Below are 22,575 nucleotides of genomic sequence, written 5' to 3'. Positions count from 1 at the left end.
GACTGCACATGATCCGCCTTGCCCGCCCCGACGAGTACGCCGACCTGGTGGGCATCTGGCTGGAGGCCTCCCTCCAGGCCCATGACTTCATCCCCGAAGCCTTCTGGCACAGCCAGCGGGACGCCATGCTCAACCACTACCTGCCCGCCGCGGAAAACTGGGTCGTGGAAGAGAACGGGCAGGTGCGTGGCTTCCTGTCTCGGGTCGAGCACCACCTGGCCGCACTCTTCATCCACCCCGACCACCAGCGCAGCGGACTCGGCCGTCGCCTGCTGGACAGCGCCAAGGCGCGGCATCACTCACTGGAACTGAACGTCTACCGCACCAACGTCAAGGCGGTGGGTTTCTACCGTTCGGCTGGTTTCGAAGTCGTCGCCGAAGCGCGGGATGCTGCGACGGGGCAGCCGGAACTGACCTTGCGTTGGTTGGGTGAGTTGGGGGCGGGATAAAGATGCACCCATTCGAGCTGCAGGTTATTCCCTCCCCTCCAACCTCACCCGCGCAAAGTTGTTCGACCCCAGCGGGTTGAGCTGGTAGCCGCTGACGCCCTTGCGCACGACGGCGAATTGCCGGGGGTGGGCGAGGGGGATCCAGGGGGCTTGCTGGTGGAAGATGCCCAGGGCCTGGCGGTAGAGGGCGGCGCGTTGGGTGTCGTCGCGTTCGGCGCGGGCCTGGCGGATCAGGGCGTCGAAGGTGGGGTCGCACCAGCCGGCGAGGTTTTCGCCGGAGCTGGCGGCGGCGCAGGAGAGGTTGGGGCCGAGGAAGTTGTCCGGGTCGCCGTTGTCGCCGACCCAGCCCATGAACACCAGGTCGTGCTCGCCGTTCTTGGCGCGTTTGATCAGTTCCCCCCATTCGAAGACGCGGATGTCGGCCTGGATGCCGACGGCGGCGAGGTCTGCCTGGAGCATCTGCGCGCCGATGCCGGGGTTGGGGTTGGTGGGGCCACCGCCGGGGCGGGTCCAGATGGAGAGGTGGAAGCCGTCGGCATGCCCGGCCTCGGCCAGCAGCTGGCGGGCGCGCGCGGGATCGTGGGCCCAGGGTTTGAGGGCGGGGTCGTAGCCGAGCACGCTGGGCGGATAGGGGGCGGCGGCGAGGGTGGCGTTGCCTTCGCCGAACTGGGCGCGCAGGTAGGCGTCGCGGTCGAAGGCGAGGTTGATGGCCTGGCGCACGCGCACGTCGTCCAGCGGTGGGTGGCGGGTGTTGAGGCCGACGTAGGCGACCAGCAGGGCGTCCATCTCCAGCACGTTCAGCTCCGGCTCCTGGCGCAGTACCGGGATGTCGGTAGGGCGCGGGTAGATGGCCACCTGGCAGTCGTTGGCCTTGAGCTTCTGCACCCGCACGTTGGGGTCGGGGGTGATGGCCAGCAGCAGCCGGTCGATGGCGGGGCGGCCGCCCCAGTAGTCGGGGTGGGCAGTGAAGCGCACCTGGGCGTCCTTCTCGTAACGCTGGAAGACGAAGGGGCCGGTGCCGATGGGGCGGCTGTTGAGGGCCTCGGGCGTGCCGGCGGCGAGCAGGCGGTCGGCGTATTCGGCGGAGTAGATGGAGGCGAAGCCCATGGCGAGGTCGGCGAGGAAGGGCGCTTCGGGGTGGCGCAGGACGAAGCGGACGCGGTGGTCGTCGAGCTTTTCGATGCGCTCGATCAACTGCCCCAGGGCCATGGATTCGGCATAGGGAAAGCCCCGGGGCGAGCGGTCGTGCCAGGGGTGCCTGGGGTCGAGCTGGCGCTGGAAGCTCCAGAGCACGTCGTCGGTATTGAAGTCGCGGGTGGGGGTGAACCAGGCCGTGGTGTGGAACTTGACGCCCTGGCGCAGGGTGAATTCGTAGCTGAGGCCGTCATCGGAAAGCGTCCAGCGTTCGGCCAGCGCGGGTTCGATGCGGGTGCTGCCGGGGGCGAACTGCACGAGGCGGTCGAAGAGGGTTTCGGCGCTGGCGTCGGCGGTGTTGGCGGCGGTGTACTGGACGATGTCGAAGCCTTCCGGGGCGGCCTCGGTGCAGACCACCAGGCTGGGGGCGGCCTGGGTCCAGAGGGGCAGCAGGAGCAGGAAGGGCAGCAGGCGTGGGTGCATCGGGCGTCCTTGGCGTGATGGCCTGCCGCGAATGCGTGCCTGCGGTGGCGGGTGGGGGAGGGCGCCCTGGTGCGGGCGCCTGGTGCCGGGAGGGCGGGGCGTGGTGCCCCGCCTGCCGGGTTACTTGCCGACGCTCACGCCGTAGAACGAGTTGAGGGCGAACGGGCTGATCTTGAAGTCCTGCACGTTCTTGCGCATCGGCTGGTAGACCGTGGAGTGGGCGATCGGGGTGATCGGCACCTGGTCCTTGAGGATGTGCTGGGCCTGCTTGTACAGCTCGGTGCGCTGGGCCTGGTCGGGGTTGGCCTTGGCCTGCTTGACCAGCTTGTCGTAGTCGGTGTTGCACCACTTGGAGAAGTTGTTGCCGTCGATGGCGTCGCAGCCATAGAGGGTGCCGAGCCAGTTGTCCGGGTCGCCGTTGTCGCCGCTCCAGCCGATCAGCATGGCGTCGTGCTCGCCGCCCTTGGCGCGCTTGATGTACTCGCCCCATTCGTAGGTGACGATGCGCGCCTTGATGCCGACCTTGGCCCAGTCGGCCTGCAGCATTTCGGCCATCAGCTTGGCGTTGGGGTTGTAGGGGCGCTGCACGGGCATGGCCCAGAGGGTGATCTCGGTGCCTTCGGCCACCCCGGCGGCCTTGAGCAGTTCCTTGGCCTTGTCGGGGTTGTAGCCGGCGTCCTTGATGGTCTCGTCGTAGGACCACTGGGTCGGCGGCATGCCGTTGACGGCGAGCTGGCCGGCGCCCTGGTAGACGGCGTCGATGATGGCCTTCTTGTTCACCGCCATGTCCAGCGCCTGGCGCACTTCGAGTTTGTCGAAGGGCTTGTGGGTGACGTTGTAAGCGATGTAGCCGAGGTTGAAGCCCGGCTGGGACGGCATGTTGAGGTTGGTGTCCTTCTTCAGCGCCTCGAGGTCGGCGGGGCGGGGGAAGAGGGTGATCTGGCACTCGCCGGCCTTGAGCTTCTGCATGCGCACGGAGGCGTCGGTGTTGATGGCGAAGATCAGGTTGTCGATCTTCACGTCCTCGGGCTTCCAGTAGTCCTTGTTGCCGGCGAAGCGGATCTGCGCGTCCTTCTGGTAGCGCTTGAACACGAACGGGCCGGTGCCGATGGGCTTCTGGTTGAGGTCGGCGGCCTTGCCCTGCTTGAGCAGCTGGTCGGCGTATTCGGCGGACTGGATGGAGGCGAAGCTCATGGCGAGGTTCTGGATGAAGGCGGCGTCCACCTGGTTGAGGGTGAACTTGACGGTCATGTCGTCCAGCTTCTCGACCTTGGCGATGTTGGCGTCCATGCCCATGTCGGTGAAGTAGGGGAATTCGGTGGGGTAGGCCTTACGGAACGGGTGCTCCTTGTCGAGCATGCGCTGGAAGGTGAACAGCACGTCGTCGGCGTTGAAGGTGCGGGTGGGCTTGAAGTACTCGGTGGTGTGGAACTTCACGCCCGGGCGCAGGTGGAAGGTGTAGGTGAGGGCGTCGGGGGAGACGTCCCACTTCTCCGCCAGGCCGGGGATGACGGCGGTGCCGCCCCGTTCGAACTGGGTCAGGCGGTTGAAGACGGTCTCGGCGGCGGCGTCGAAGTCGGTGCCGGTGGTGTACTGGCCGGGGTCGAAGCCGGCGGGGCTGCCTTCGGAGCAGAACACCAGGTTACCGGCGGCGCTGGCCAGCGGTGCGCCGGCGATCAGCCCGGCGGCGAGAATCGCTTGGATGACGGCGTTTTTACGCATTTTGACCTCATGTCTTGTTGTGTTCTTCATCGTGAGGGGCGCCCTCGTAAGGCGCCTCGCCCGAAACTATGCATGGCACATGCCCGAGGCAAGCCATGGTGGGACATGAGTGTAGAAGCTGTGACGATGCTGTAAGGCGGTGTCGCAATTCTGCAAGTTCGCGACCGTTCGCAGCCTGGGGCCACCCGTTCGTGCGGGTGGCCCTGGCCCCGTGTCAGGGCATCTGCACCTCGATGACGCCATCGGCGGTGACGTTGACGCGGCTGGTGCCGGCTTCGATCTCCGGTGCCGGGGCGTCTTCGGCCATCATCATGCTGGCCTTGGCGGCGCGCATGGCCATCATCGGGCGCGGCTGGAAACCGTCGCTGTTGAGGTTGAGGCTCACCAGCTTGTAGCCGGAGCCGCCCAGGGCCTGGGTCGCCAGTTGGGCGCGGGCCTTGAAGGCGTCGACGGCATCCTTCAGCAGGGCGTCTTCGTTCTTCTTGCGGGTGGCGTCGGCGATGCTGAAGTCCATGCCGGCCATCTTCAGGCTGCCCATCAGGTCGGCGCTGAGCTGGGACAGGGCGGCGAAGTCGGCGCTTTCCAGGCGCACTTCGGCGCGCTCGCGCCAGCGGGTGATCTTCTGGCCCTTGTCGTCGTAGACCGGGTAGCTGTTGCGGCTGCCGAGGCTGACGGTGATGCCCTTGGTGGCGCGGGCCTTCTCGACGGCGGCGTTGAGGGTGCGGGTGATCTCGGCGGCCAGTTTGGCCGGGTCGCTGTTCTCGGATTCGCTGAACAGGGTGACGTGCATCAGGTCATGGGCCACGTCCTGGCTGACCTCGGCACGCAGGGCCACCTGGTTGTAGCGCGCCTCGTCGGCCATGGCCGGGAGGCTGGCGAAGGCGGCGGTGGCCAGGGCGAGGGCGGCGGAGAGGCGGGTGATGGCTTGCATGTCGGCTCCTTGTGAGAGGCAGTGGGTGTGCGCGCGGTTTGCGGCAGTCAACAGGGTAGACGGGCGTTCCGTGCGGTCCGGGTTAAGACCGCAGGATTTTTTTTCGTTCGATCACGGGCCCGCCTTTCCAGCCGCTCTGGCACGCAGGCTGCGCAGTCGCGCTGTCCATGAGCCAACGCCGCGCAACGATGCGGCGAGTTGACGCATATCAGCGGTGCGCCAGGCGCCTTGGTTATACTCCGCCGAATTCTTGGAGTGCCCATGCTCGAACCCTTACACCACCTGTCCGCCAGCCGGCAGAACCTCCTGCGTCTGACCCTCATCCGTGTGCTCGTACTGGCCGCCCAGGCCGGTTCGGTGGGCCTTGCCTACCGCGCGCAATTGCTGGAACTGCCCTGGCTGGAGCTGTCGGTGACCCTGGCGGTGTCGCTGGTGCTCTGTGTGAGCACCACCCTGCGCCTGCGCGGCCCGTGGCCGGTCACCGAGCTGGAGTATTCGGTGCAGCTGGCCTGCGACCTGGTCATCCACAGCGTGCTGCTCTATTACTCGGGCGGCTCCACCAACCCCTTCGTTTCCTATTACCTGGTGCCGCTGACCATCGCCGCCGCCACCTTGCCCTGGGTCTACACCCTGGTGTTGGCGGGGCTGGCGCTGGCGGCGTACACCCTGCTGCTGGTGTGGTTCCACCCGCTGGAGATGCCGGTGGAGCAGCGCGAGGCGATGCTGATCTACGGCATGTGGCTGAGCTTTGCCCTGGCAGCGGCACTGATCACCTTCTTCGCCGCCCGCATGACCGAGGAGCTGCGCCGCCAGGACCAGCTGCGCGCCGTGCGCCGCGAGGAAAGCATGCGTGACCAGCAGCTGCTGGCCGTGGCCACCCAGGCCGCCGGCGCCGCTCACGAGCTGGGCACCCCGCTGGCGACCATGAGCGTGCTGCTCAAGGAGCTGCGCCAGGAGTACGGCGACAAGCCGGCCCTGCAGGATGACCTGGCGTTGCTGCAGGAGCAGGTGAAGCTGTGCAAGGAAACCCTGCAGCAACTGGTGCGCGCCGCCGAGGCGGACCGCCGTCAGGCCGTGGTGGACCAGACCGCCGTGGAGTGGCTGGAGGCGACCCTCAACCGCTGGCACCTGATGCGCCCGGAAGCCACCTACCGCTACCAGTGCCTGGGCGTTGGCCTGGCGCCGCGCCTGCGCCCGCCGGCCGACCTGACCCAGGCCCTGCTGAACCTGCTGAACAACGCTGCCGACGCCTGTCCGGAGAAACTCGACATTCGCCTGGACTGGGACCATCAATGGATGGTGCTGAGCATCCGCGACCAGGGCGCCGGCGTTCCCCTGGCCATCGCCGAGCAACTCGGCCGGCCCTTCTTCACCACCAAGGGCAAGGGATTCGGCCTCGGCCTGTTCCTCAGCCAGGCCAGCGTGACGCGCGCCGGTGGCACGGTGAAGCTGTACAACCACGAAGAGGGCGGTACCCTCACCGAGCTGCGCCTACCCCGCAGCCACGGTGTCGCCTGAGCCCACCACGAGAGGACTCGACATGAGCGAAGAACCCCTGATCGACGGCGAAGAACAGCCCCACCTGCTGCTGGTGGACGACGACGCCACCTTTACCCGCGTCATGGCCCGCGCCATGAGCCGCCGGGGCCTGCGCGTGTCGGTGGCCGGCTCGGCCGACGAGGGCCTGGCCCTGGCCAAGGACGACCTGCCGGACTACGCCGTGCTGGACCTGAAGATGGAAGGCGACTCCGGCCTGGTGCTGCTGCCCAAGCTGCTGGAGCTGGACCCGGACATGCGGGTGGTCATCCTCACCGGCTACTCCAGCATCGCCACCGCTGTGGAGGCCATCAAACGCGGCGCCACCAACTACCTGTGCAAGCCGGCCGACGCCGACGACGTGCTGACCGCGCTGCTGTCCCAGCAGGCCGACGTGGAAAGCCTGGTGCCGGAGAACCCCATGTCGGTGGACCGCCTGCAGTGGGAGCACATCCAGCGCGTGCTGGCCGAGCACGATGGCAACATCTCCGCCACCGCTCGCGCCCTGGGCATGCACCGCCGTACCCTGCAGCGCAAGCTGCAGAAGCGCCCGGTCCGTCGCTGAGGCCGTACGCGGCGCGCTCCGTAGCCCGGGCTTCAGCCCGGGAGCGGAGTGGGCGACCAGTCCCGAATTGAAGTCCGGGCTACGCCTACGGCACCGCACCTGCAGGGGCGACTTCAGTCGCCAAGCGGCGCGCAGCGCCGCCACCCCACAGGCACGGGTTCATCCGCGATCAGGCTTCCCCCCTCAAGCCAAGGGTCGCTCAGGACCCTCCGGTTTTTCTTCCCTGAAAGCGTCCTGAAAGCCACTGGTGGCCGGGCCTTGGTATTCTTAGCCGCCTAACCAATCCCGCCCAGGCCCGTCATGTTCTCCGTCGTCCAGCAGATCCTCGGCATCACCGCCCCGGTGTTCTCCATGCTGTTCCTCGGCGTGTTGCTGCGCCGCCTGGGCTGGATCGACGCCCCTTTCATCGACACCGCCTCCAGCCTGGTCTTCCGCGGCACCATGCCGACCCTGCTGTTCCTCGGCATCGTCAAGGCGGACCTGAGCACTGCCCTGCAGCCCGCGCTCATCGCCTACTTCGTCGTGGCCACCCTGGGCTGCTTCGGCCTGGCCTGGCTCTGGGCCCTCTGGCGCTGCCCGGAGGCGGATCGGGGCATCTACACCCAGGGTGCGTTCCGTGGAAACAACGGCATCATCGGCCTCGCCCTGGCCACCAGCATGTACGGCGACTACGGCCTGTCGGTGGGCGGGCTGCTCGGAGGCGTGGTGATCCTCTGCTACAACACCCTGTCCTCCATCGTGCTGACGGTCTACGCACCGGGCATGCGCGCCGATCCCTGGAGCCTGATCAAGGGCGTGCTGAAGAATCCGCTGATCATCGGCGTGCTCGCCGCCATCCCCGTGGCCTACCTGCAACTGCCACTGCCGGCCTGGCTGATCACCTCCGGCGAGTACTTCGCCCAGATGACCCTGCCGCTGGCGCTGATCTGCATCGGCGGCACCCTGTCGCTGGCGTCCCTGCGCGAGAGCGGCCGCCTGGCCATCAGCTCCAGCCTGATGAAGATGGTCTGGCTGCCGCTGCTGGCCACCGCCGGTGCCTGGGCCCTGGGGTTCCGCCAGGCCGAGCTGGCGATCCTCTTCCTCTACTTCGGCAGCCCCACGGCTGCCGCCAGCTTCGTCATGGCGCGGGCGGTGAACGGCAACCATGCGCTGGCTGCCTCCATCATCGTCATCACCACCCTGGCCGCCGTGGTGACCACCAACATCGGCCTGCTGAGCCTGCAGCTGCTGGGCCTGATCTAGGCCCGGTGCCCCGGTCTGCGGGGCCTTGGGCAAGCTGTATCAAAATGTGAGGCGCTTCCGACTCCTCGGTCCCGCGCGTTGCGTCTTGGCGTGGGGAGGGCTAGCATCGCGGCCTTTGCGCCATTAACGGATTAAACATGCGCGCCGTTTCGCTGCTCAGCCTGCTGCTCCTGGCCCCCCTTGTCTGGGCGGCCGAGCCGTCCGCGACGCTGGAGGGCCCCAGTGCTGGCTGGCGCTACGCCGGCCTGCTCGATCGCAGCGAAAACCCGGCGGTTGCCTACCCGACGCCGCCCATCGACCGGGGCGCACAGCGCAACCGCACCCTCATCGAAGGACGCCTGGCCAACATCGGCCACGTCCGCCCGCCGCACCGCCTGGTGGTCAACGGCAACCCACTGCCGCTCTACACCGATGACGCCGGACGTTTCGTCCGCCCGTACGCGTTCGGTGCCGGCTCCAACAGCGTCGAAGTGGTGTCTGGCGACGGCAAGTCGCTCAAGCGCGTGCAGTTCTACGAAGCCAACACCGGCCGCACCCCGGCGCGCCTGCGCGTGGTGCTCGGCTGGGACGATCCCAAGGCCGAACTCGACCTGCACATCGTCACCCCCGACGGCCAGCACGCCTTCTGGGCCGACCCGGTGATGAGCAACGGCGGCGGCCTGGACACCGACAGCGTCGACGGCCCCGGCCCGGAAATGTTCACCATGGCCGCGCCCCTGCACGGCACCTACCTGGTGTACGTGAACTACTGGGGCAACTACGGCGCCAATGGCTACAACTTCGAAGCCGGCAGCAACCAGAACGAGGTCATCACGTCGCAGATCAGCCTGGTGTTCAACGAGAACACCGTGAACGAGAAGCGTGAGTCCTTCGTCGTGCCCTTGCGGGCCATCGGTGAGCTGGTGCTCGTCAAATCCTTCAACTTCTGATGTCCCGCCGCGTGGATGAACCGGGGTTTTTCACCATGAACCAGAACACCACTCCTGAAAGCGCCCGCACTGCCCTGGCGCGTCACCCGCGCGCTCTGGCCCTCGGCCTGCTGCTGCCGCTGGCGGCCGCCGGCCTGCTGGGGGGCTGCGACAAGCAGGAGCCGCGCGACCTGGCGGAACAGAGCGCCCTGGGGCTGGACCTCAAGCGCCCTGACGCCCTGATCGAAAGCGCCTCCCTCAGCCGCCTGCCCAAGGACATCCTCGCGGTGCCGCTGCTGCGCGACACCCTCACCGAGGACTTCGTCTTCTACTACCAGGACAACGCCGACCGCCTCGGCCTGGCCGGCAGCCTGCGTCGCATCATCTACGAGCACGACCTCAAGCTGCAGGACTCGCTGATCGACGAACTGCTCGACCAGCCGGCTGAAGTCGCGGCCTGGCGGGGTGCCGACGGCAAGCTCAAGCACGTGCTGGTGACCCTGCAGCGCGGCGGCCTGGCCCGCGTGCTGGAGCCCCTGGCCCACGCCGCCCTGGACGACACCCAGCTGAGCCAGGTGGGCGAGCTGCGGGTGGACGGCGACAGCGTGCCGCTCTACAGCCTGCGCTACCTGGGCGAGCGTTCGGTGCTGCTGGCCAGTCATGGCGACAAGCTGCTGGTGCTCTCCAGCCCCGGCATGCTGCTGGACGAATCCGGCAAGCTGGCCCGCGCCGAGACCGAGACGGTCGAAGGCCTGATGGCCGGCGACGATCCCTTCCCCGAGCGCTTCGGCCTCAAGGCCCGTGGCCAGGAACAGCAGCGTATCGCCCTGGGCGGCGAATTCCTCGCCTTCGGCTACCAGCGCTTCCTGCCCAGCTTCGCCGGCCTGCGCTTCGAGATGGACGACAAGGGCTGGCGCAGCTACGTCGCCCTCAACGAGGTGGACGACCAGGCCAAGTTCGACTTCAAACCCGTGTGGCAGGCCATGCCCATGGGCGCCAGCGCCTGTGTCGCGCTGCCCGTGGCACCGGGCGTGAATGCCCGCCTGCTGGACCGCGTCGGTGCCGGCAAGGAGGTCACCGAACAGCTCGGCAAGCGCCTCGGCACCACCGCCGGCCTGTGCTGGTACGCCGACTCCCGCCTGCACTCGCCGCTGCTGGTGGCCCACCTCGACGAGGCGGCCTCCGGCCAGATGGACCCGGCCATCGAAGGCCTGTTCGGCTCGGTGATCGGTGCCTTCGAACCCTATGCCGAAGGCGGCCGCTTCCCGCTGGAGAGCCAGACCCGTGGCGCCGCCCGCATCTGGGCCCGCGACGTCGGTTCCAACTTCGGCCAGTACCCTGCATCCCAGAGCGCCAACCCCGATGCCCTGGCCTCCCGTGGCTACTTCCACGTGAGCCTGGCGCGCCATGGCGACACCCTGCTGTTCTCCCTGGACGACAAGCTGGTGACCAAGGGCCTGGATACCCTCGACAAGCGCTTCCCGCCCCTGGGCGAGACCCTGCCCAAGGACGCCCTGGTGCCGGCCTACCTGGCCCCCGAAGGCCTGGCCAAGCTGCTGGAGCGGGAAACCCTCGACAGCCTGCCGAGCAACGACGAACCGGTGTTCCGCAACGCCGCCGAAGCCCACCTGCTGCCCAAGCTGCGGGCCCTCGGTGGCCACGGCAAGTACGCCCTGGCACTGCCGGCCGACACCCAGGCCAGCGACCCGTGGGAATGGCTGCCCCTGGAATGGCGCTCCCTGTGATCCGTCGCCTGCCGTTCGGGCTGGCCGCGCTGCTGATGGCGTGGAGCCTGGTGCTGCGCGCCGACGAAACGGTGGGGCTCGACCCCGAGCAGTCCCAGGTGTTCCGCGCCTGGTTCGTGCGCATCGCCCAGGAGCAGTTGCGCCAGGGCCCGAGCCCGCGCTGGCACCAGCAGGATTGCGCCGGCCTGGTGCGCTTCGCCGCCAACGAGGCGCTCAAGGTCCACGACGCCAAGTGGCTGCGTGCCAATGGCCTGTCCAACCGCTACCTGCCGCCGGAGCTGGAACTGAGCGACGCCCAGCGCCAGCTCGCACAGAACTGGCAGCAGGGCGGTGGCAAGGTCGGCCCCTACGTCAACGCCATCAAACTCATTCAGCACAACAGCCGGTTCGCCGGCCGCGACCTCAACCAGGCCCGTCCCGGCGACCTGATCTTCTTCGACCAGGGTGATGACCAGCACCTGATGATCTGGATGGGGCGGGAAATCGCCTACCACACCGGCACCAGCACCCCGACCGATAACGGCATGCGCTCCGTCAGCCTGCAACAACTCATGAAATGGAAGGACACCCGATGGATCCCCGACGAATCCAACCCCAACTTTATCGGCATCTATCGACTGAACTTCCTCGCCCGATGAACGCCAGCCCCCTGCGCCGTGCGGCGCGCCTGTCCGCTGCCGCGCTCATGGCGCTGGTACTGCCCCTGGCCCTGCCGGCGCTCACCCAGGCCGAGGACGAGGTACCGGCCAGCGGCTACACGCCCATGGCGGGCGAGTCCTTCTTCCTGCTCTCCGACAGCAGCTTCGCCACCGATGAAGTGGCCCAGGTGCGCCTGGAGGCTCCGGGCCGCGACTACCGTCGCTACCGGATGGAGGAGTACGGCGGCGTCGATATCCGCGTGTACCGCATCGAGAACCCCCTCGACTTCCTCAAGCGGCAGAAGAACCTGCACCGCGTGAGCACCGAGGGCGACTTCAAGGGCGAGGGCCTCTCCAACACCCTGGCCTACCTCTGGGACAACTGGTACCGCAAGTCGCGTCGGGTGATGCAGCGGGCCTTCTCCTACGAGTCGCGCAAGCAGGTCACCGAAGAAGCCCCCGAACTGAGCATGGGCGAGGCCATCCGCCAGCCCACCGAGTTCACCCCGCAGGTGCAATACGCGCCGCTCAAGGGCATGCCGATGGTGGCGCAGTTCCGTTACCCGCTGTGGCAGGCCAAGCCCATCGAGCCGCCGAAGGGCGTCGAGCTGGCCGGATCTTCCAGCCAGTTCACCAGCACCCAGCCGGGCAACGTCTACATCCCCCTCGGCAAGCTCAAGCCCGGCCTGTACCTGACCGAAGCCATCGTCGGCAAGTACCGCGCCACCACCGTGGTGTTCGTCTCCAACACCGTGGCCGTGAGCAAGATCGCCGGCAACGAGCTGCTGGTGTGGACCGCCCGCAAGCACGAAGGCACGCCCGTGGCCGATGCCAAGGTGCTGTGGAGCGACGGCCTGGGCGTGATGACCAGCGGCACCACCGACGCCCAGGGCCTGCTGCGCCTCGGCCACGGCAGCCCCGAGCGCTCCTACGTGCTGGGCGAGGACGCCGAGGGCGGCGTGTTCGTCTCCGAGAACTTCTATTACGACAGCGAGATCTACGACACCAAGCTCTACGCCTTCACCGACCGCCCGCTGTACCGCCCGGGCGATTGGGTCGAGGTGAAGATCGTCGGCCGCGAATTCAAGAACGCCCGCGACTCGGTCGCCCCCACCGCCGCGCCGCTGAAGCTCAGCGTGCTCGACGCCAACGGCACCGAGCTGCAGACCCTGGACCTGGCGCTGGACGGCCAGTCCGGCACCCAGGGTCGCTTCCAGCTGCCGCGCAACGCCGTGGCCGGTGGCTATGAACTGCGCTTCCGCTACCGCGACCAGATCTACAGCAGCGCCTTCCGCGTGGCCGAGTACATCAAGCCGCACTTCGAAGTGTCGCTGGACCTGGCCAAGCCGGACTTCCGCACCGGCGAGCCGGTGAAGGGCGCATTGGTACTGCTCTACCCGGACGGCAAGCCGGTGGCCAACGCCCGCCTGCAACTGAGCCTGCGCGCTCAGCAGCTGTCGATGATCGACAACGAGCTGCAGTACCTCGGGCAGTTCCCGGTGGAGCTGGAGAGCACCGAGCTCACCACCGACGCCCAGGGCCGTGCCGAACTCAACCTGCCGGCCGCCGAGAAACCCAGCCGCTACCTGCTCACCGTGTTCGCCAGCGACGGCGCCGCCTACCGCGTGCGCACCAGCAAGGAGATCCTCATCGAACGCGGCGCCGCCCGCTACGCCCTCACCGCGCCGCAGCGCTTCAGCAGCGCCGGTGAGTCGGTGCACTTCAGCTTCCGCAGCGAGCGCCCGAGCGACCTCAAGCCGGCCCGCTACGACTGGGTCCGCCTGGAAGACCAGAGCACCCAGGGTGGCACCCTGGCCGGCGGCAGCGACGGCTTCGACCTGAAGTTCGAGCGTCCCGGCACCTACAGCATCACCCTGAAGGACGACAAGGGCCTGATCCTCGGCGCCACCGGCCACTCGGTCAGCGGCGACGGCGTGAAGTCCGTGGCCGGCACCATCGAGATTGTCCTCGACAAGGCCGAGTACAAGGCCGGCGAGGAAGCCCTGGCGCTGATCACCTTCCCCGAGCCGGTGAGCGATGCCCTGCTGACCCTGGAGCGCGACAAGGTGGAGGCCACCGCACTGCTGTCCAAGGGCGGCGACTGGCTGAAGCTGGAGCGCCTCTCCGACACCCAGTACCGCGCGCGTATCCCGGTGGGCAAGACCTTCTCGCCCAACATCACCTTCTCCGCGCTGTACACCCGTGGCGGCGACTACAGCTTCCAGAACGCCGGCATCAAGGTGGCCACGCCGCAGATCGACATCGAGGTGGTGGCCGACAAGGAAGTGGCCCGCCCGGGTGACACCGTCACCGTCGAGCTGACCACCCGCTACGAAGGCAAGCCCACCGCCTCGCGCCTCACCGTCAGCGTGGTGGACGAGATGATCTACGCACTGCAGCCGGAGATCGCCCCGGGCATCGACCAGTTCTTCTACCACCCGCGCCGCAACAACGTGCGCACCAGCGCCAGCCTCTCGTTCATCGCCTACGACCTGGCCCTGCCCGGCAGCGCCACCGCGCCCGGCCGCGCCAACCGCAGCGACCGTGGCGTGAAGGTGCTGGAGCGTCCGCGCCGCGAGGACGTGGACACCGCTGCCTGGCAGCCGGACCTGGTCACCGACGCCAACGGCAAGGTGCGCTTCAGCTTCCGCGTGCCGGACTCCCTGACCCGCTGGCGCATCACCGCGCGGGCCATGAACGCCGATGGCCAGGTGGGCCAGAAGCGCCAGTTCGTGCGCTCCGAGAAGCCGCTGTACCTCAAGTGGAGCGGCCCCACCAGCTTCCGCAAGGGCGACCGCCCGACCCTCGGCCTGTTCGCCTTCAACCAGGGCGAATCCGGTTCCAAGGCCGAGCTGGTGACCCGTTACGCCGGCCAGGAACAGCGCACCACGGTGGAACTGGCCAAGGGCATCAACTACCTGCCGCTGACGGTTCCGGCCGTGGCCGAAGGGGACTTCCACGCCGAACTGGTGCGTGACGGCCAGGCCGTCGATGCCCTCGACGTGGCCCTGCACCTGGCCGCCGACGGTTGGCCGAGTGCCCAGAGCAAGAGCCTGGTGGCCTACGCCGGCAAGACCGAGCTGGGCCTGCCGGCCGACGCCAGCGCCATCCGCCTGCGCCAGGACGACAACGGCCAGGCCCTGTTCCGTGGCGCCCTCGACGACCTGCTCGCCTACCCCTATGGCGGCGTCGAGCAGACCGCCAGCCGCCTGCTGCCGCTGGCCGCGGCCTACCCGACCCTGGCCCAGGGCGAGCGCCGCGTGAGTGATCGCCTGCGCCTGGTCATGCAGACCGGTCGCCTGCGCCTGGTGCAGATGGCCGGCCCGGAAGCGGTCTTCACCTGGTGGGGCGACGAGGCCGATGCCGACGCCTTCCTCACCGCCTACGCCTACTACGCCGACTGGTACACCAGCCGTGCCCTGGAGGTTCAGCTGCCGCCGGACCACTGGCAGCGCGTGCTGGACACCTACGCCGCCCAGGCCCCCAACACCCCGCTGCTGCAGCGTGCCCTGGTGCTGGCCTTCGCCCGCGACATGGGCCTGCCGGTGAACACCCTGATGGAAGGCCTGATGGCCGACCTGGCCGCCGCCGGTGACGGCGAGGACGTGCCCGAGGTGGACGACGGCCGCGCCAGCCTGGTGATGGCCGCACCGGAGTCGTCCCTCGGCCTGGCGGCTGCCCGCGTGCTCACCGCCGGTCTTGCCCGTCAGCTGCAAGTCCGCGTGCCGGCTGCACTGGACGCCCAGCTGGGTGCCGCCCGCGAGCGCCTGTCCGCCAGCCAGCAGCCCTTCGCCGAAGCCCTCGGCCTGTACCTCAATGGGGCCGACCCGGTGCGTGCGGCCGCCCTGCTCAAGCGCCTGGCGCCGGGGCAGTCCACCGTCGAGCGCGCCCTGGCCCTGACCTGGCTGCAGCGCAGCCTGGACAAGGCCGGCCCGGACCTGGCCATCGCCCCGCAAGGCGACTGGCAGGCCCGCGAAGGTGACAGCGGCGAACGCTACTGGCAGTGGCATGGCCAGGGCGTGCCCGCCACCCTCGACCTGCCGACCGACCTGGCCCACCCGGTGGACGTGCGCCTGGATTACCAGAGCGCCCAGGCTGCCGGCGCGGGTGCCGCACTGCCGGTGGAGATCAGCCGCCGCCTGCTGCGCCTGGTGCCGGGCAGCGAGCCCTTCACCTTCAAGGCCGAAGAGGCCAAGCCCGGTGACATCTCCAGCGACGCCCTCTACCTGGACGAAGTGGTGCTGAACGCCCAGGCCGGCCGCGCCCTGCGCTACGGCCTGCTGGAAGTGCCGCTGCCGCCCGGTGCCGATGTCGAGCGCACCACCTGGGGCATCCAGGTTTCCGGCCTGGAAGGCGAGGAAGCCTCCGCCCTGGAGAAGGCCCGCAACGAGCCGGGGCAGATGGTCTACGCCGTCCCGGTGGATCGCCTGGAAGGTGCCCTGGTGCTGCGTCACCTGGTGCGCTTCTCGCAGAAAGGCGAGTTCCAGCTGCCGCCGGCGCGCTACGTCCGCCTCTACGCGCCGCAGGAGCAGGCGCTGGAGAGCGAACCGGCGCTGGGACAGATCAAGGTCGATTGAGATTGACCAGGGGCCTGCGCGTGGCCGCTGCGCTGCTGGCGCTGGCGGCCCTCCCGGTGGGGGCCGCCGAGGCGCCCCTCGCCCTGGCTTGGCGTACCCCGGCCGGTAACGAACTGCTCGAACTGGACCGCAGCCGCGTGTTGGCGCGCGGTCCCTTGCCCGCCGAGCGCCAGGCGCCCCTGGGCAGCCTGTGGAAACTCTTCGTCTATGCCTACCTGGTGGACCGGCAACAGCCGGACCCTGGCTACCAGTGCCTCGGCCACGACCGTGACGAGGTGTATTGCTGCAACCCCGGCGAACGCATCGACCGTGACCAGGCCCTGGTGAAATCCTGCGGCCTGTATTTCGACCCGGCACGCCTCGGCGTGACCCCGGATGACTGGTCCCGCTACTGGCAGGCACGCAGTGCCCCGGCCTGGCTGCAACGCCTCGATGCGCTGAAGCCCGAGGCGCGGGTCCCGGTGGCTGACCTGCTGGCCCAGCTGCAGACCCTGCCGGCCCAGGACGAGGCCCGCCGCGTGCTGCTCGACGTGCCGCTCCAGGCCCGTGATGCCGGCGTGCTCGCCACCCTGGGCGCGCGCCTGCGGGTGAAGACCTGGAGCTGGCTCGCCGACGCCGATCCCCAGGCCCGCCAGGGCGGCTTCGCCGGCTGGCTGAACGACGGCACGCCGGTCTGGGCCGGCGGCCCCGGCACCAGCCAGCGCGTTCTCGGGCAGTACGCCGAGGTGCTCGAACGCACGTTGCCGGTGAGCTGGCCCCGCGAGCCGGGCAGCTGCGTGGAGGTGCGCCTGTTCAGCCGCTATCCGCTGCGCGAGGTGAGCCTCGCCGGCCAGTCCACGCCTGTGGCGCCCGGTGCCCTGCGCGGGCGCTACCAGGTGCTGTTCGAGAACGGCAACCGCCTGGACATCGAAAGCCAGGGCGAGCTCTTCCTGGAACGCCGTGACGATGGCCTGGCGCTGACCGCTCACCTGGAGCGCGAGGACTACGTGGCCCGCGTGCTCGACCGCGAGGCGGCACCCGAACCCGTCGAGGCCGCCAAGGCCCTGGCCGTGGCAGTGCGGACCTACCTGGTGCAGAACGCCGTGCGCCGTGGCGAGTGCCTGGTCATCGACGACAGCAGTTCCAGCCAGCGGGTTGCCCCCCGCCCGGCTTCCGCTGCCAGTCGCACCATCGCCGCCTGGACTGCCGACCTGGTGCTGGCCGGCAGCACGGTGACCTACCACAGCGAGCGCGCCGGCCCGGATCGCCTGTCCTGGCAGCAGGCCGTGACGGAGGCCAAGGAGGGCGTGCGCTACGACAGCATCCTCGCCCGTGCCTTCCCCCGCGCCAGCCTCAGCCGCTGGGACAAGCCCGTGGCAGCCTGCCAGGCCCTGCCCAACGCCGAGGACTGGCTGCGCCGCCAGCGTCGCGAGTGGCGCCCGGTGCTGGATGCCGAGCCGGGCTACGCTGAAATCCCGCAGTTCTCGGTGTGCCGCCTGGCCTCCGGTCGACCCCATGTCGACCGCGAGCGGCGGCGCATCTTCGTGCGCGGCCTGTTTTCCCTGCAGGACCGCCTCGACCTGACCCACGAATACCTGCACCTGGCCTTCGAAGCCCACCCCAACGGCCAGGACGAAGCCTACGTCGAGCGGCTCGCCCGCCAACTGCTACTGGAATGATCCCCATGCGCTGCGCCTCCCTTGCTTCCCTGTTCCTGGCCCTGACGCCGCTGCTCGCCAGCGCCGAGGTGCGACTCGACACGCCGCGCGGTGGCTGGCGCGAAGGCGCCGGCTCGGGCGAGCACTTCATGCAGGAGGTCAACTACCCGGCCTCCTCGGTCAACACCGCGTCGGACCAGGCCGATACCGCGCTGATCAAGGGTGCGATCACCGGCATGCCGAAGGCGGCCAGCGGCCCCGGCACCCTGGTGGTCAACGGCGTGAGCATGCCGCTGAAGGTGGACGAGGACGGCAGTTTCCAGCGGCCCTTCGTGTTCCCCTCCGGCAGCAACAGCGTCGAAGTGCGCAGCCCGGACGGCAAGCAATCCCACCGCGTGCAGTTCTACAGCCGGGCCAAGGGCGGCGTACCGGCACGCATGCGCGTGGTGCTCTCCTGGGATGCCGACAACACCGACCTGGACCTGCACCTGGTGACGCCGGACGGCGCCCACATCTGGTACGGCGACCGCAGCGCGCCCAACGGCACGGCGCTGGACGTGGACGTGACCACCGGCTACGGCCCGGAAATGATCGCCAGCCCGACCCCGCTCAAGGGGCAGTACCTGGTGTACGTGAACTACTACGGCGGCGGTTACTACGGCAGCGACGACGGCACCGAAGGCCCTGCCCAGCCGCTGATCACCGCCCAGGTGACGGTCATCACCGAGGAAGGCACACCGAGCGAGAAGCAGGAAAACTTCATCGTGCCCATGCGCCAGCCGGGCGAACTCACCCTGGTGAAGAGCTTCAGCTACCCCTGATCGGTTCTTTGGGCTGAGCCTCGGCGCATGCTGGGGCGGTGGATCGATGGTGCGCGAACCGCCCTACGCGTCGTATGAGCGCCGAGCGGTGCGCACGACGTTGGCCTGGTGAGCGGGGTTTGATGCGGTTCGCGGGCTCACCACATCCTACGGGTGAAGGCGTGCCGGCGGCTGAGGCTTATCGGTCGCTCTCCCTCAAGATCTGTCAGCCCTCGCGGGAACCGAAGGGTGGGCCGGGCGGCGTTCCGCTTCAGCCCACCATCGAAGCCGCTGACAGCTCCTTTGGTGAACAGCACCATCCCCCCTACGCTTTTCCCACCCACCGTTTTGGCGCCGGCGGGCGTCAGCCCTGCGGGTTGGCCTGCCAGGCGTCGACCACTTCCTGGGCGGCGCGGAAGGCGTCGATGGCGGCCGGTACGCCGGCGTACACCGCGCAGTGCAGCAGCGCTTCGCGGATTTCCTCCACGCTGCAGCCATTGTTCAAGGCCCCGCGCACGTGGCCTTTCAGCTCCTGGGGGCACTTCAGGGCGGTGAGGGCGGCGAGGGTGATGAGGCTGCGGGTCTTGCGGTCGAGCCCTTCGCGGTTCCACACGCCGCCCCAGGCGTGTTCGTTGACGAAGTCCTGCAGGGGCTGGGTGAATTCGGTGGCATTGCCCAGGGCGCGGTCGACGAAGGCGTCGCCCATCACTTCGCGGCGGACCTGGACGCCGGGTTTGCGTGCTTCGCTCATGGTGATTCTCCAGTCAGTCGAGGGATTCCAGCCGCACCGGGGCCACGCCGCTGCGCAGCATGTCCAGCGCTTCGGCGGCGCGGCGCGAGAGGTCGATGAGGCGGCCGCGCACATGGGGGCCGCGATCATTGATGCGCACCACGACGCTGCGGTCGTTGTTGAGGTTGGTGACTTTCACCCGGGTGCCGAAGGGCAGGGTGCGGTGGGCGGCGGTCAGAGCGTTCTGGTCGAAGCGCTCGCCGCTGGCGGTGCGCTTGCCGTGGTGGCGTGCGCCGTAGTACGAGGCTTCGCCGTCCTCACGGTAGGTGCCGCCGGTTTCACCGGAAAAGAAGTCGGGGGTGCTGCAGCCGGCCAGCAGGGCCAGGCCGGCCAACAGCGGAAGTGAGCTGAGGGATCGCCACATCAGGACGTCTCCAGGAAGCGGTTGACCGGTGCTTGTGCGCAGCGTCGGGCTTCCTGACGCTGCGCCGGGTCAACCGGGAATCCCGTTCCGGCCCTCCGTGGCCGGTCGTTCGCCGGGCCAACCCATGGGTTGGCCAGTCCGGCTCACCCTTCGAGTTTCTTCTTCAGCAGTTCGTTCACTTGCCCCGGGTTGGCCTTGCCTTTGGAGGCTTTCATGGCCTGGCCGACGAAGAAGCCGAACATCTTGCCGCGCTTGGCTTCGTCGCTGGCGCGGTACTGCTCGACCTGCTCGGCGTTGGCGGCGAGGACTTCGTCGAGCATGGCTTCGATGGCACCGGAATCAGTGACCTGCTTGAGGCCCTTCTTCTCGATGATCGCGTCGGCGCTGCCTTCACCGGCGGCCATGGCTTCGAAGACCATCTTGGCGATCTTGCCGGAGATGGTGTTGTCCTTGATGCGCAGGATCATGCCGCCCAGGTGCTCGGCGGAAACCGGCGATTGCTCGATCTCCAGGCCGTCCTTGTTGAGCAGGCTGGAGAGCTCGCCCATTACCCAGTTGGCGGCCAGCTTGGCGTCGCCGCAGGTGCGCTGCACGGCCTCGAAGTAGTCGGCCATCTCGCGGCTGGCGGAGAGCACGCTGGCGTCGTAGGCGGAGAGGCCGAACTGGCTTTCGAAACGCTCGCGCTTCTGCACCGGCAGCTCCGGCAGCTGGGCGCGCACTTCGTCGAGGAAGCTCTGCTCGATCACCACCGGCAGCAGGTCGGGGCAGGGGAAGTAGCGGTAGTCGTTGGCTTCTTCCTTGCTGCGCATGGAGCGGGTTTCGTTGGCTGCCACGTCGTAGAGCACGGTTTCCTGGACGATCTTGCGGCCGGATTCCAGCTCGTCGATCTGCCAGGCGATCTCGGCGTTGATGGCGCGCTCGATGAACTTGAACGAGTTGACGTTCTTGATCTCGCGGCGGGTGCCGAACTCGGCCTGGCCCTTGGGGCGCACCGAGACGTTGCAGTCGCAGCGCAGCGAGCCTTCGGCCATGTTGCCGTCGCAGATGCCGAGGTAGCGCACCAGGGCGTGGATGGCCTTGGCGTAGGCGACGGCTTCCTTGGCGCTGCGCATCTCCGGCTCGGAGACGATCTCCAGCAGCGGGGTGCCGGCGCGGTTCAGGTCGATGCCGCTCATGCCGTGGAAGTCTTCGTGCAGGCTCTTGCCGGCGTCCTCTTCCAGGTGCGCGCGGGTGATGCCGATGCGCTTGACTGTGCCGTCTTCCAGGGTGATGTCCAGGTGGCCCTTGCCGACGATGGGCAGGTCCATCTGGCTGGTCTGGTAGCCCTTGGGCAGGTCCGGGTAGAAGTAGTTCTTGCGGGCGAAGACGTTGCGCGCGCCGATCTCGGCGTCGATGGCCAGGCCGAACTTGAGCGCCATGCGCACGGCTTCCGCGTTGAGCACCGGCAGGGTGCCGGGCATGCCCAGGTCAACCAGGCTGGCCTGGGTGTTGGGCTCGGCGCCGAAGGTGGTGGCGCTGGCGGAGAAGATCTTCGATTGGGTGCTGAGCTGTGCGTGGATTTCCAGCCCGATCACGGTTTCCCATTGCATGTGTGTCGTCCTCAGAATCCGGCCGGGGCCTGTTTGTGCCAGTCGGTGACCTGCTGGTACTGGTGGGCCACGTTGAGCAGGCGGCCTTCCTGGAAGTAGGGCGCAAGCAGCTGCACGCCCACCGGCAGGCCGTCGACGAAGCCGGCGGGCATGGACAGCCCCGGCAGGCCGGCGAGGTTGGCGGTGATGGTGTAGATGTCTTCCAGGTACTCGGCGACGGGGTCGTTGTTCTTCGCGCCCAGTTTCCAGGCCGGGTTGGGCGTGGTCGGGCCGAGGATGACGTCGACATCGGCGAAGGCCGCGACGAAGTCGTTCTTGATCAGGCGGCGGATCTTCTGGGCCTTGAGGTAGTAGGCGTCGTAGTAGCCGGCGGACAGGGCGTAGGTGCCGACCATGATGCGGCGCTTCACTTCGCTGCCGAAGCCTTCGGCGCGGGAGCGCTTGTACAGGTCCATCAGGTCCTTGGGGTCTTCGCAGCGGTGGCCGAAGCGCACGCCGTCGAAGCGCGACAGGTTGGAGCTGGCCTCGGCCGGGGCGATGACGTAGTAGGCCGGGATGGCGTGCTGCATGTTGGGCAGCGAGATGTCCTTGACGGTGGCGCCGAGCTTCTTCAGCTCTTCCACCACGGCCATCACGGCCGCGCCGATGCGTGCGTCGAGGCCGGCACCGAAGTACTCCTTCGGCAGGCCGATGCGCAGGCCGGCCAGGGGCTGGGCGAGGGCGGCGAGGTAGTCGTCCACCGGGGCGTCGACGCAGGTGCTGTCCTTCGGGTCGAAGCCGGCGATGGCGCCGAGCATCAGGGCGCAGTCCTCGGCGGTGCGGGCCAGCGGGCCGCCCTGGTCGAGGCTGGAGGCGTAGGCCACCATGCCCCAGCGCGAGACGCGGCCGTAGGTGGGCTTGATGCCGGTGAGGTTGGTGAAGGCGGCGGGCTGGCGGATCGAGCCGCCGGTGTCGGTGCCGGTGGCGGCGGGCACCAGGCGCGCGGCGACGGCGGCGGCGGAGCCACCGGAGGAGCCGCCGGGCACGCGGTCCAGCGCCCAGGGGTTCTTCACCGGGCCGTAGTGGCTGGATTCGTTGGCGGAGCCCATGGCGAACTCGTCCATGTTCAGCTTGCCGAGGGTGACGGCGCCGGCGGCCTTGAGCTTCGCGACCACGGTGGCGTCATAGGGCGCCTTGAAGTTGTCGAGCATCTTCGAGCCGCAGCTGGTGCGCACATCGAGGGTGCAGAACAGGTCCTTGTGGGCGATCGGCGCACCGAGCAGGGCGCCGTTCTCGCCGGCGGCGCGACGGGCGTCGGCGGCACGCGCCTGTTCCAGGGCCTGGTCGGCGGTGATGGTGATGAAGCTGTTGAGCTGCGGGTCGAGGGTCTGGATGCGCGCCAGCAGGGCGCTGCTCAGCTCCTCGGAGGAGAATTCCTTGGCGGCCAGCGCGCGGGCGATCTCGGCCAGGGTCAATTGATGCATGG

The 22,575-nt window shown here is 68.6% G+C and carries 17 protein-coding genes; 10 read left to right on the top strand and 7 right to left on the bottom strand.

Annotated features, from left to right (window positions below):
• Nucleotides 1–8 precede the first annotated feature (8 nt).
• A complete protein-coding gene (locus FBY21_RS14600) occupies nt 9–449 on the top strand; it encodes an N-acetyltransferase (RefSeq protein ID WP_142011921.1) in 441 nt (146 codons plus the stop codon).
• 24 nt (nt 450–473) lie between these two features.
• Here the strand turns inward: FBY21_RS14600 and FBY21_RS14595 are convergent, their stop codons facing one another.
• The 3 genes from FBY21_RS14595 to FBY21_RS14585 form a co-directional block, all read right to left on the bottom strand.
• Nucleotides 474–2,066 carry an ABC transporter substrate-binding protein gene (locus tag FBY21_RS14595; RefSeq protein ID WP_142011919.1) on the bottom strand — a complete coding sequence of 531 codons (1,593 nt, stop codon included), beginning with the start codon at nt 2,064–2,066 and terminating at the stop codon, nt 474–476.
• Between the two features lie 120 nt (nt 2,067–2,186).
• Entirely contained in the window at nt 2,187–3,788 is a 1,602-nt protein-coding gene (locus FBY21_RS14590) for an ABC transporter substrate-binding protein (protein ID WP_142011916.1), read from the bottom strand.
• Between the two features lie 214 nt (nt 3,789–4,002).
• Entirely contained in the window at nt 4,003–4,719 is a 717-nt protein-coding gene (locus FBY21_RS14585; RefSeq protein WP_044409818.1) for an SIMPL domain-containing protein, read from the bottom strand.
• Between the two features lie 261 nt (nt 4,720–4,980).
• Here FBY21_RS14585 and FBY21_RS14580 point away from each other — a divergent pair, with 261 nt between their 5' ends.
• From FBY21_RS14580 to FBY21_RS14540, 9 genes are all read left to right on the top strand, one after another.
• Complete coding sequence (locus FBY21_RS14580) at nt 4,981–6,237, top strand: ATP-binding protein (protein ID WP_044409815.1); 1,257 nt, start codon at nt 4,981–4,983, stop codon at nt 6,235–6,237.
• 22 nt (nt 6,238–6,259) lie between these two features.
• Entirely contained in the window at nt 6,260–6,820 is a 561-nt protein-coding gene (locus FBY21_RS14575) for a response regulator transcription factor (protein ID WP_044409812.1), read from the top strand.
• 300 nt (nt 6,821–7,120) lie between these two features.
• Nucleotides 7,121–8,062 carry an AEC family transporter gene (locus tag FBY21_RS14570; protein WP_142011914.1) on the top strand — a complete coding sequence of 314 codons (942 nt, stop codon included), beginning with the start codon at nt 7,121–7,123 and terminating at the stop codon, nt 8,060–8,062.
• A gap of 137 nt (nt 8,063–8,199) precedes the next feature.
• Complete coding sequence (locus tag FBY21_RS14565; protein WP_074971640.1) at nt 8,200–8,991, top strand: YfaP family protein; 792 nt, start codon at nt 8,200–8,202, stop codon at nt 8,989–8,991.
• A 35-nt stretch (nt 8,992–9,026) separates the two neighbouring features.
• Nucleotides 9,027–10,715 (top strand): DUF2138 domain-containing protein, encoded by a 1,689-nt coding sequence (locus FBY21_RS14560; RefSeq protein WP_044409849.1) that lies wholly within the window; start codon nt 9,027–9,029, stop codon nt 10,713–10,715.
• A complete protein-coding gene (locus FBY21_RS14555; RefSeq protein WP_107329472.1) occupies nt 10,715–11,353 on the top strand; it encodes a DUF1175 domain-containing protein in 639 nt (212 codons plus the stop codon). Before FBY21_RS14560 ends, FBY21_RS14555 begins: the two co-directional genes overlap by 1 nt.
• Complete coding sequence (locus FBY21_RS14550; protein ID WP_142011912.1) at nt 11,350–15,930, top strand: alpha-2-macroglobulin family protein; 4,581 nt, start codon at nt 11,350–11,352, stop codon at nt 15,928–15,930. The genes FBY21_RS14555 and FBY21_RS14550 overlap by 4 nt, the downstream gene beginning before the upstream one ends.
• Before the next feature lie 2 nt (nt 15,931–15,932).
• Entirely contained in the window at nt 15,933–17,588 is a 1,656-nt protein-coding gene (locus FBY21_RS14545) for a DUF2300 domain-containing protein (RefSeq protein WP_253543734.1), read from the top strand.
• Nucleotides 17,589–17,593: 5 nt separating this feature from the next.
• Nucleotides 17,594–18,388: a YfaP family protein gene (locus FBY21_RS14540; protein WP_044409798.1), complete on the top strand. Its 795-nt coding sequence runs from the start codon at nt 17,594–17,596 to the stop codon at nt 18,386–18,388.
• 343 nt (nt 18,389–18,731) lie between these two features.
• Here FBY21_RS14540 and FBY21_RS14535 read toward each other — a convergent pair whose 3' ends face one another.
• The 4 genes from FBY21_RS14535 to gatA all read right to left on the bottom strand — a co-directional run bounded on the left by FBY21_RS14535 (nt 18,732) and on the right by gatA (nt 22,573).
• Nucleotides 18,732–19,118, bottom strand: coding sequence for a carboxymuconolactone decarboxylase family protein (locus FBY21_RS14535; RefSeq protein ID WP_142011909.1), 387 nt, complete (start codon nt 19,116–19,118; stop codon nt 18,732–18,734).
• A 13-nt stretch (nt 19,119–19,131) separates the two neighbouring features.
• The gene (locus FBY21_RS14530; protein ID WP_142011908.1) at nt 19,132–19,521 is read right to left on the bottom strand and encodes a septal ring lytic transglycosylase RlpA family protein; all 390 of its coding nucleotides are present in this window, start codon (nt 19,519–19,521) and stop codon (nt 19,132–19,134) included.
• Nucleotides 19,522–19,664: 143 nt separating this feature from the next.
• Complete coding sequence (gene gatB, locus FBY21_RS14525) at nt 19,665–21,110, bottom strand: Asp-tRNA(Asn)/Glu-tRNA(Gln) amidotransferase subunit GatB (RefSeq protein ID WP_074971636.1); 1,446 nt, start codon at nt 21,108–21,110, stop codon at nt 19,665–19,667.
• A gap of 11 nt (nt 21,111–21,121) precedes the next feature.
• On the bottom strand, nt 21,122–22,573 hold the full coding sequence (gene gatA / locus FBY21_RS14520) for an Asp-tRNA(Asn)/Glu-tRNA(Gln) amidotransferase subunit GatA (RefSeq protein ID WP_142011905.1): 1,452 nt from the start codon (nt 22,571–22,573) through the stop codon (nt 21,122–21,124).
• Between the last annotated feature and the right edge of the window lie 2 nt (nt 22,574–22,575).

Source organism: Pseudomonas sp. SLBN-26 (assembly GCF_006715895.1).
GTDB classification, from domain to species: Bacteria; Pseudomonadota; Gammaproteobacteria; order Pseudomonadales; family Pseudomonadaceae; genus Metapseudomonas; species Metapseudomonas otitidis.
The sequence above is the reverse complement of the archived record's forward strand: the minus strand, read 5'-3'. Positions and strand labels throughout refer to the sequence as shown.

What these genes read in the sequence shown, in the direction of transcription:
- FBY21_RS14600 (WP_142011921.1), top strand. Translation starts at nt 9, where the DNA reads ATGATCCGCCTTGCCCGCCCCGACGAGTACGCCGACCTGGTGGGCATC.
- FBY21_RS14595 (WP_142011919.1), bottom strand. Translation starts at nt 2,066, where the DNA reads ATGCACCCACGCCTGCTGCCCTTCCTGCTCCTGCTGCCCCTCTGGACC.
- FBY21_RS14590 (WP_142011916.1), bottom strand. Translation starts at nt 3,788, where the DNA reads ATGCGTAAAAACGCCGTCATCCAAGCGATTCTCGCCGCCGGGCTGATC.
- FBY21_RS14585 (WP_044409818.1), bottom strand. Translation starts at nt 4,719, where the DNA reads ATGCAAGCCATCACCCGCCTCTCCGCCGCCCTCGCCCTGGCCACCGCC.
- FBY21_RS14580 (WP_044409815.1), top strand. Translation starts at nt 4,981, where the DNA reads ATGCTCGAACCCTTACACCACCTGTCCGCCAGCCGGCAGAACCTCCTG.
- FBY21_RS14575 (WP_044409812.1), top strand. Translation starts at nt 6,260, where the DNA reads ATGAGCGAAGAACCCCTGATCGACGGCGAAGAACAGCCCCACCTGCTG.
- FBY21_RS14570 (WP_142011914.1), top strand. Translation starts at nt 7,121, where the DNA reads ATGTTCTCCGTCGTCCAGCAGATCCTCGGCATCACCGCCCCGGTGTTC.
- FBY21_RS14565 (WP_074971640.1), top strand. Translation starts at nt 8,200, where the DNA reads ATGCGCGCCGTTTCGCTGCTCAGCCTGCTGCTCCTGGCCCCCCTTGTC.
- FBY21_RS14560 (WP_044409849.1), top strand. Translation starts at nt 9,027, where the DNA reads ATGAACCAGAACACCACTCCTGAAAGCGCCCGCACTGCCCTGGCGCGT.
- FBY21_RS14550 (WP_142011912.1), top strand. Translation starts at nt 11,350, where the DNA reads ATGAACGCCAGCCCCCTGCGCCGTGCGGCGCGCCTGTCCGCTGCCGCG.
- FBY21_RS14540 (WP_044409798.1), top strand. Translation starts at nt 17,594, where the DNA reads ATGCGCTGCGCCTCCCTTGCTTCCCTGTTCCTGGCCCTGACGCCGCTG.
- FBY21_RS14535 (WP_142011909.1), bottom strand. Translation starts at nt 19,118, where the DNA reads ATGAGCGAAGCACGCAAACCCGGCGTCCAGGTCCGCCGCGAAGTGATG.
- FBY21_RS14530 (WP_142011908.1), bottom strand. Translation starts at nt 19,521, where the DNA reads ATGTGGCGATCCCTCAGCTCACTTCCGCTGTTGGCCGGCCTGGCCCTG.
- gatB (WP_074971636.1), bottom strand. Translation starts at nt 21,110, where the DNA reads ATGCAATGGGAAACCGTGATCGGGCTGGAAATCCACGCACAGCTCAGC.
- gatA (WP_142011905.1), bottom strand. Translation starts at nt 22,573, where the DNA reads ATGCATCAATTGACCCTGGCCGAGATCGCCCGCGCGCTGGCCGCCAAG.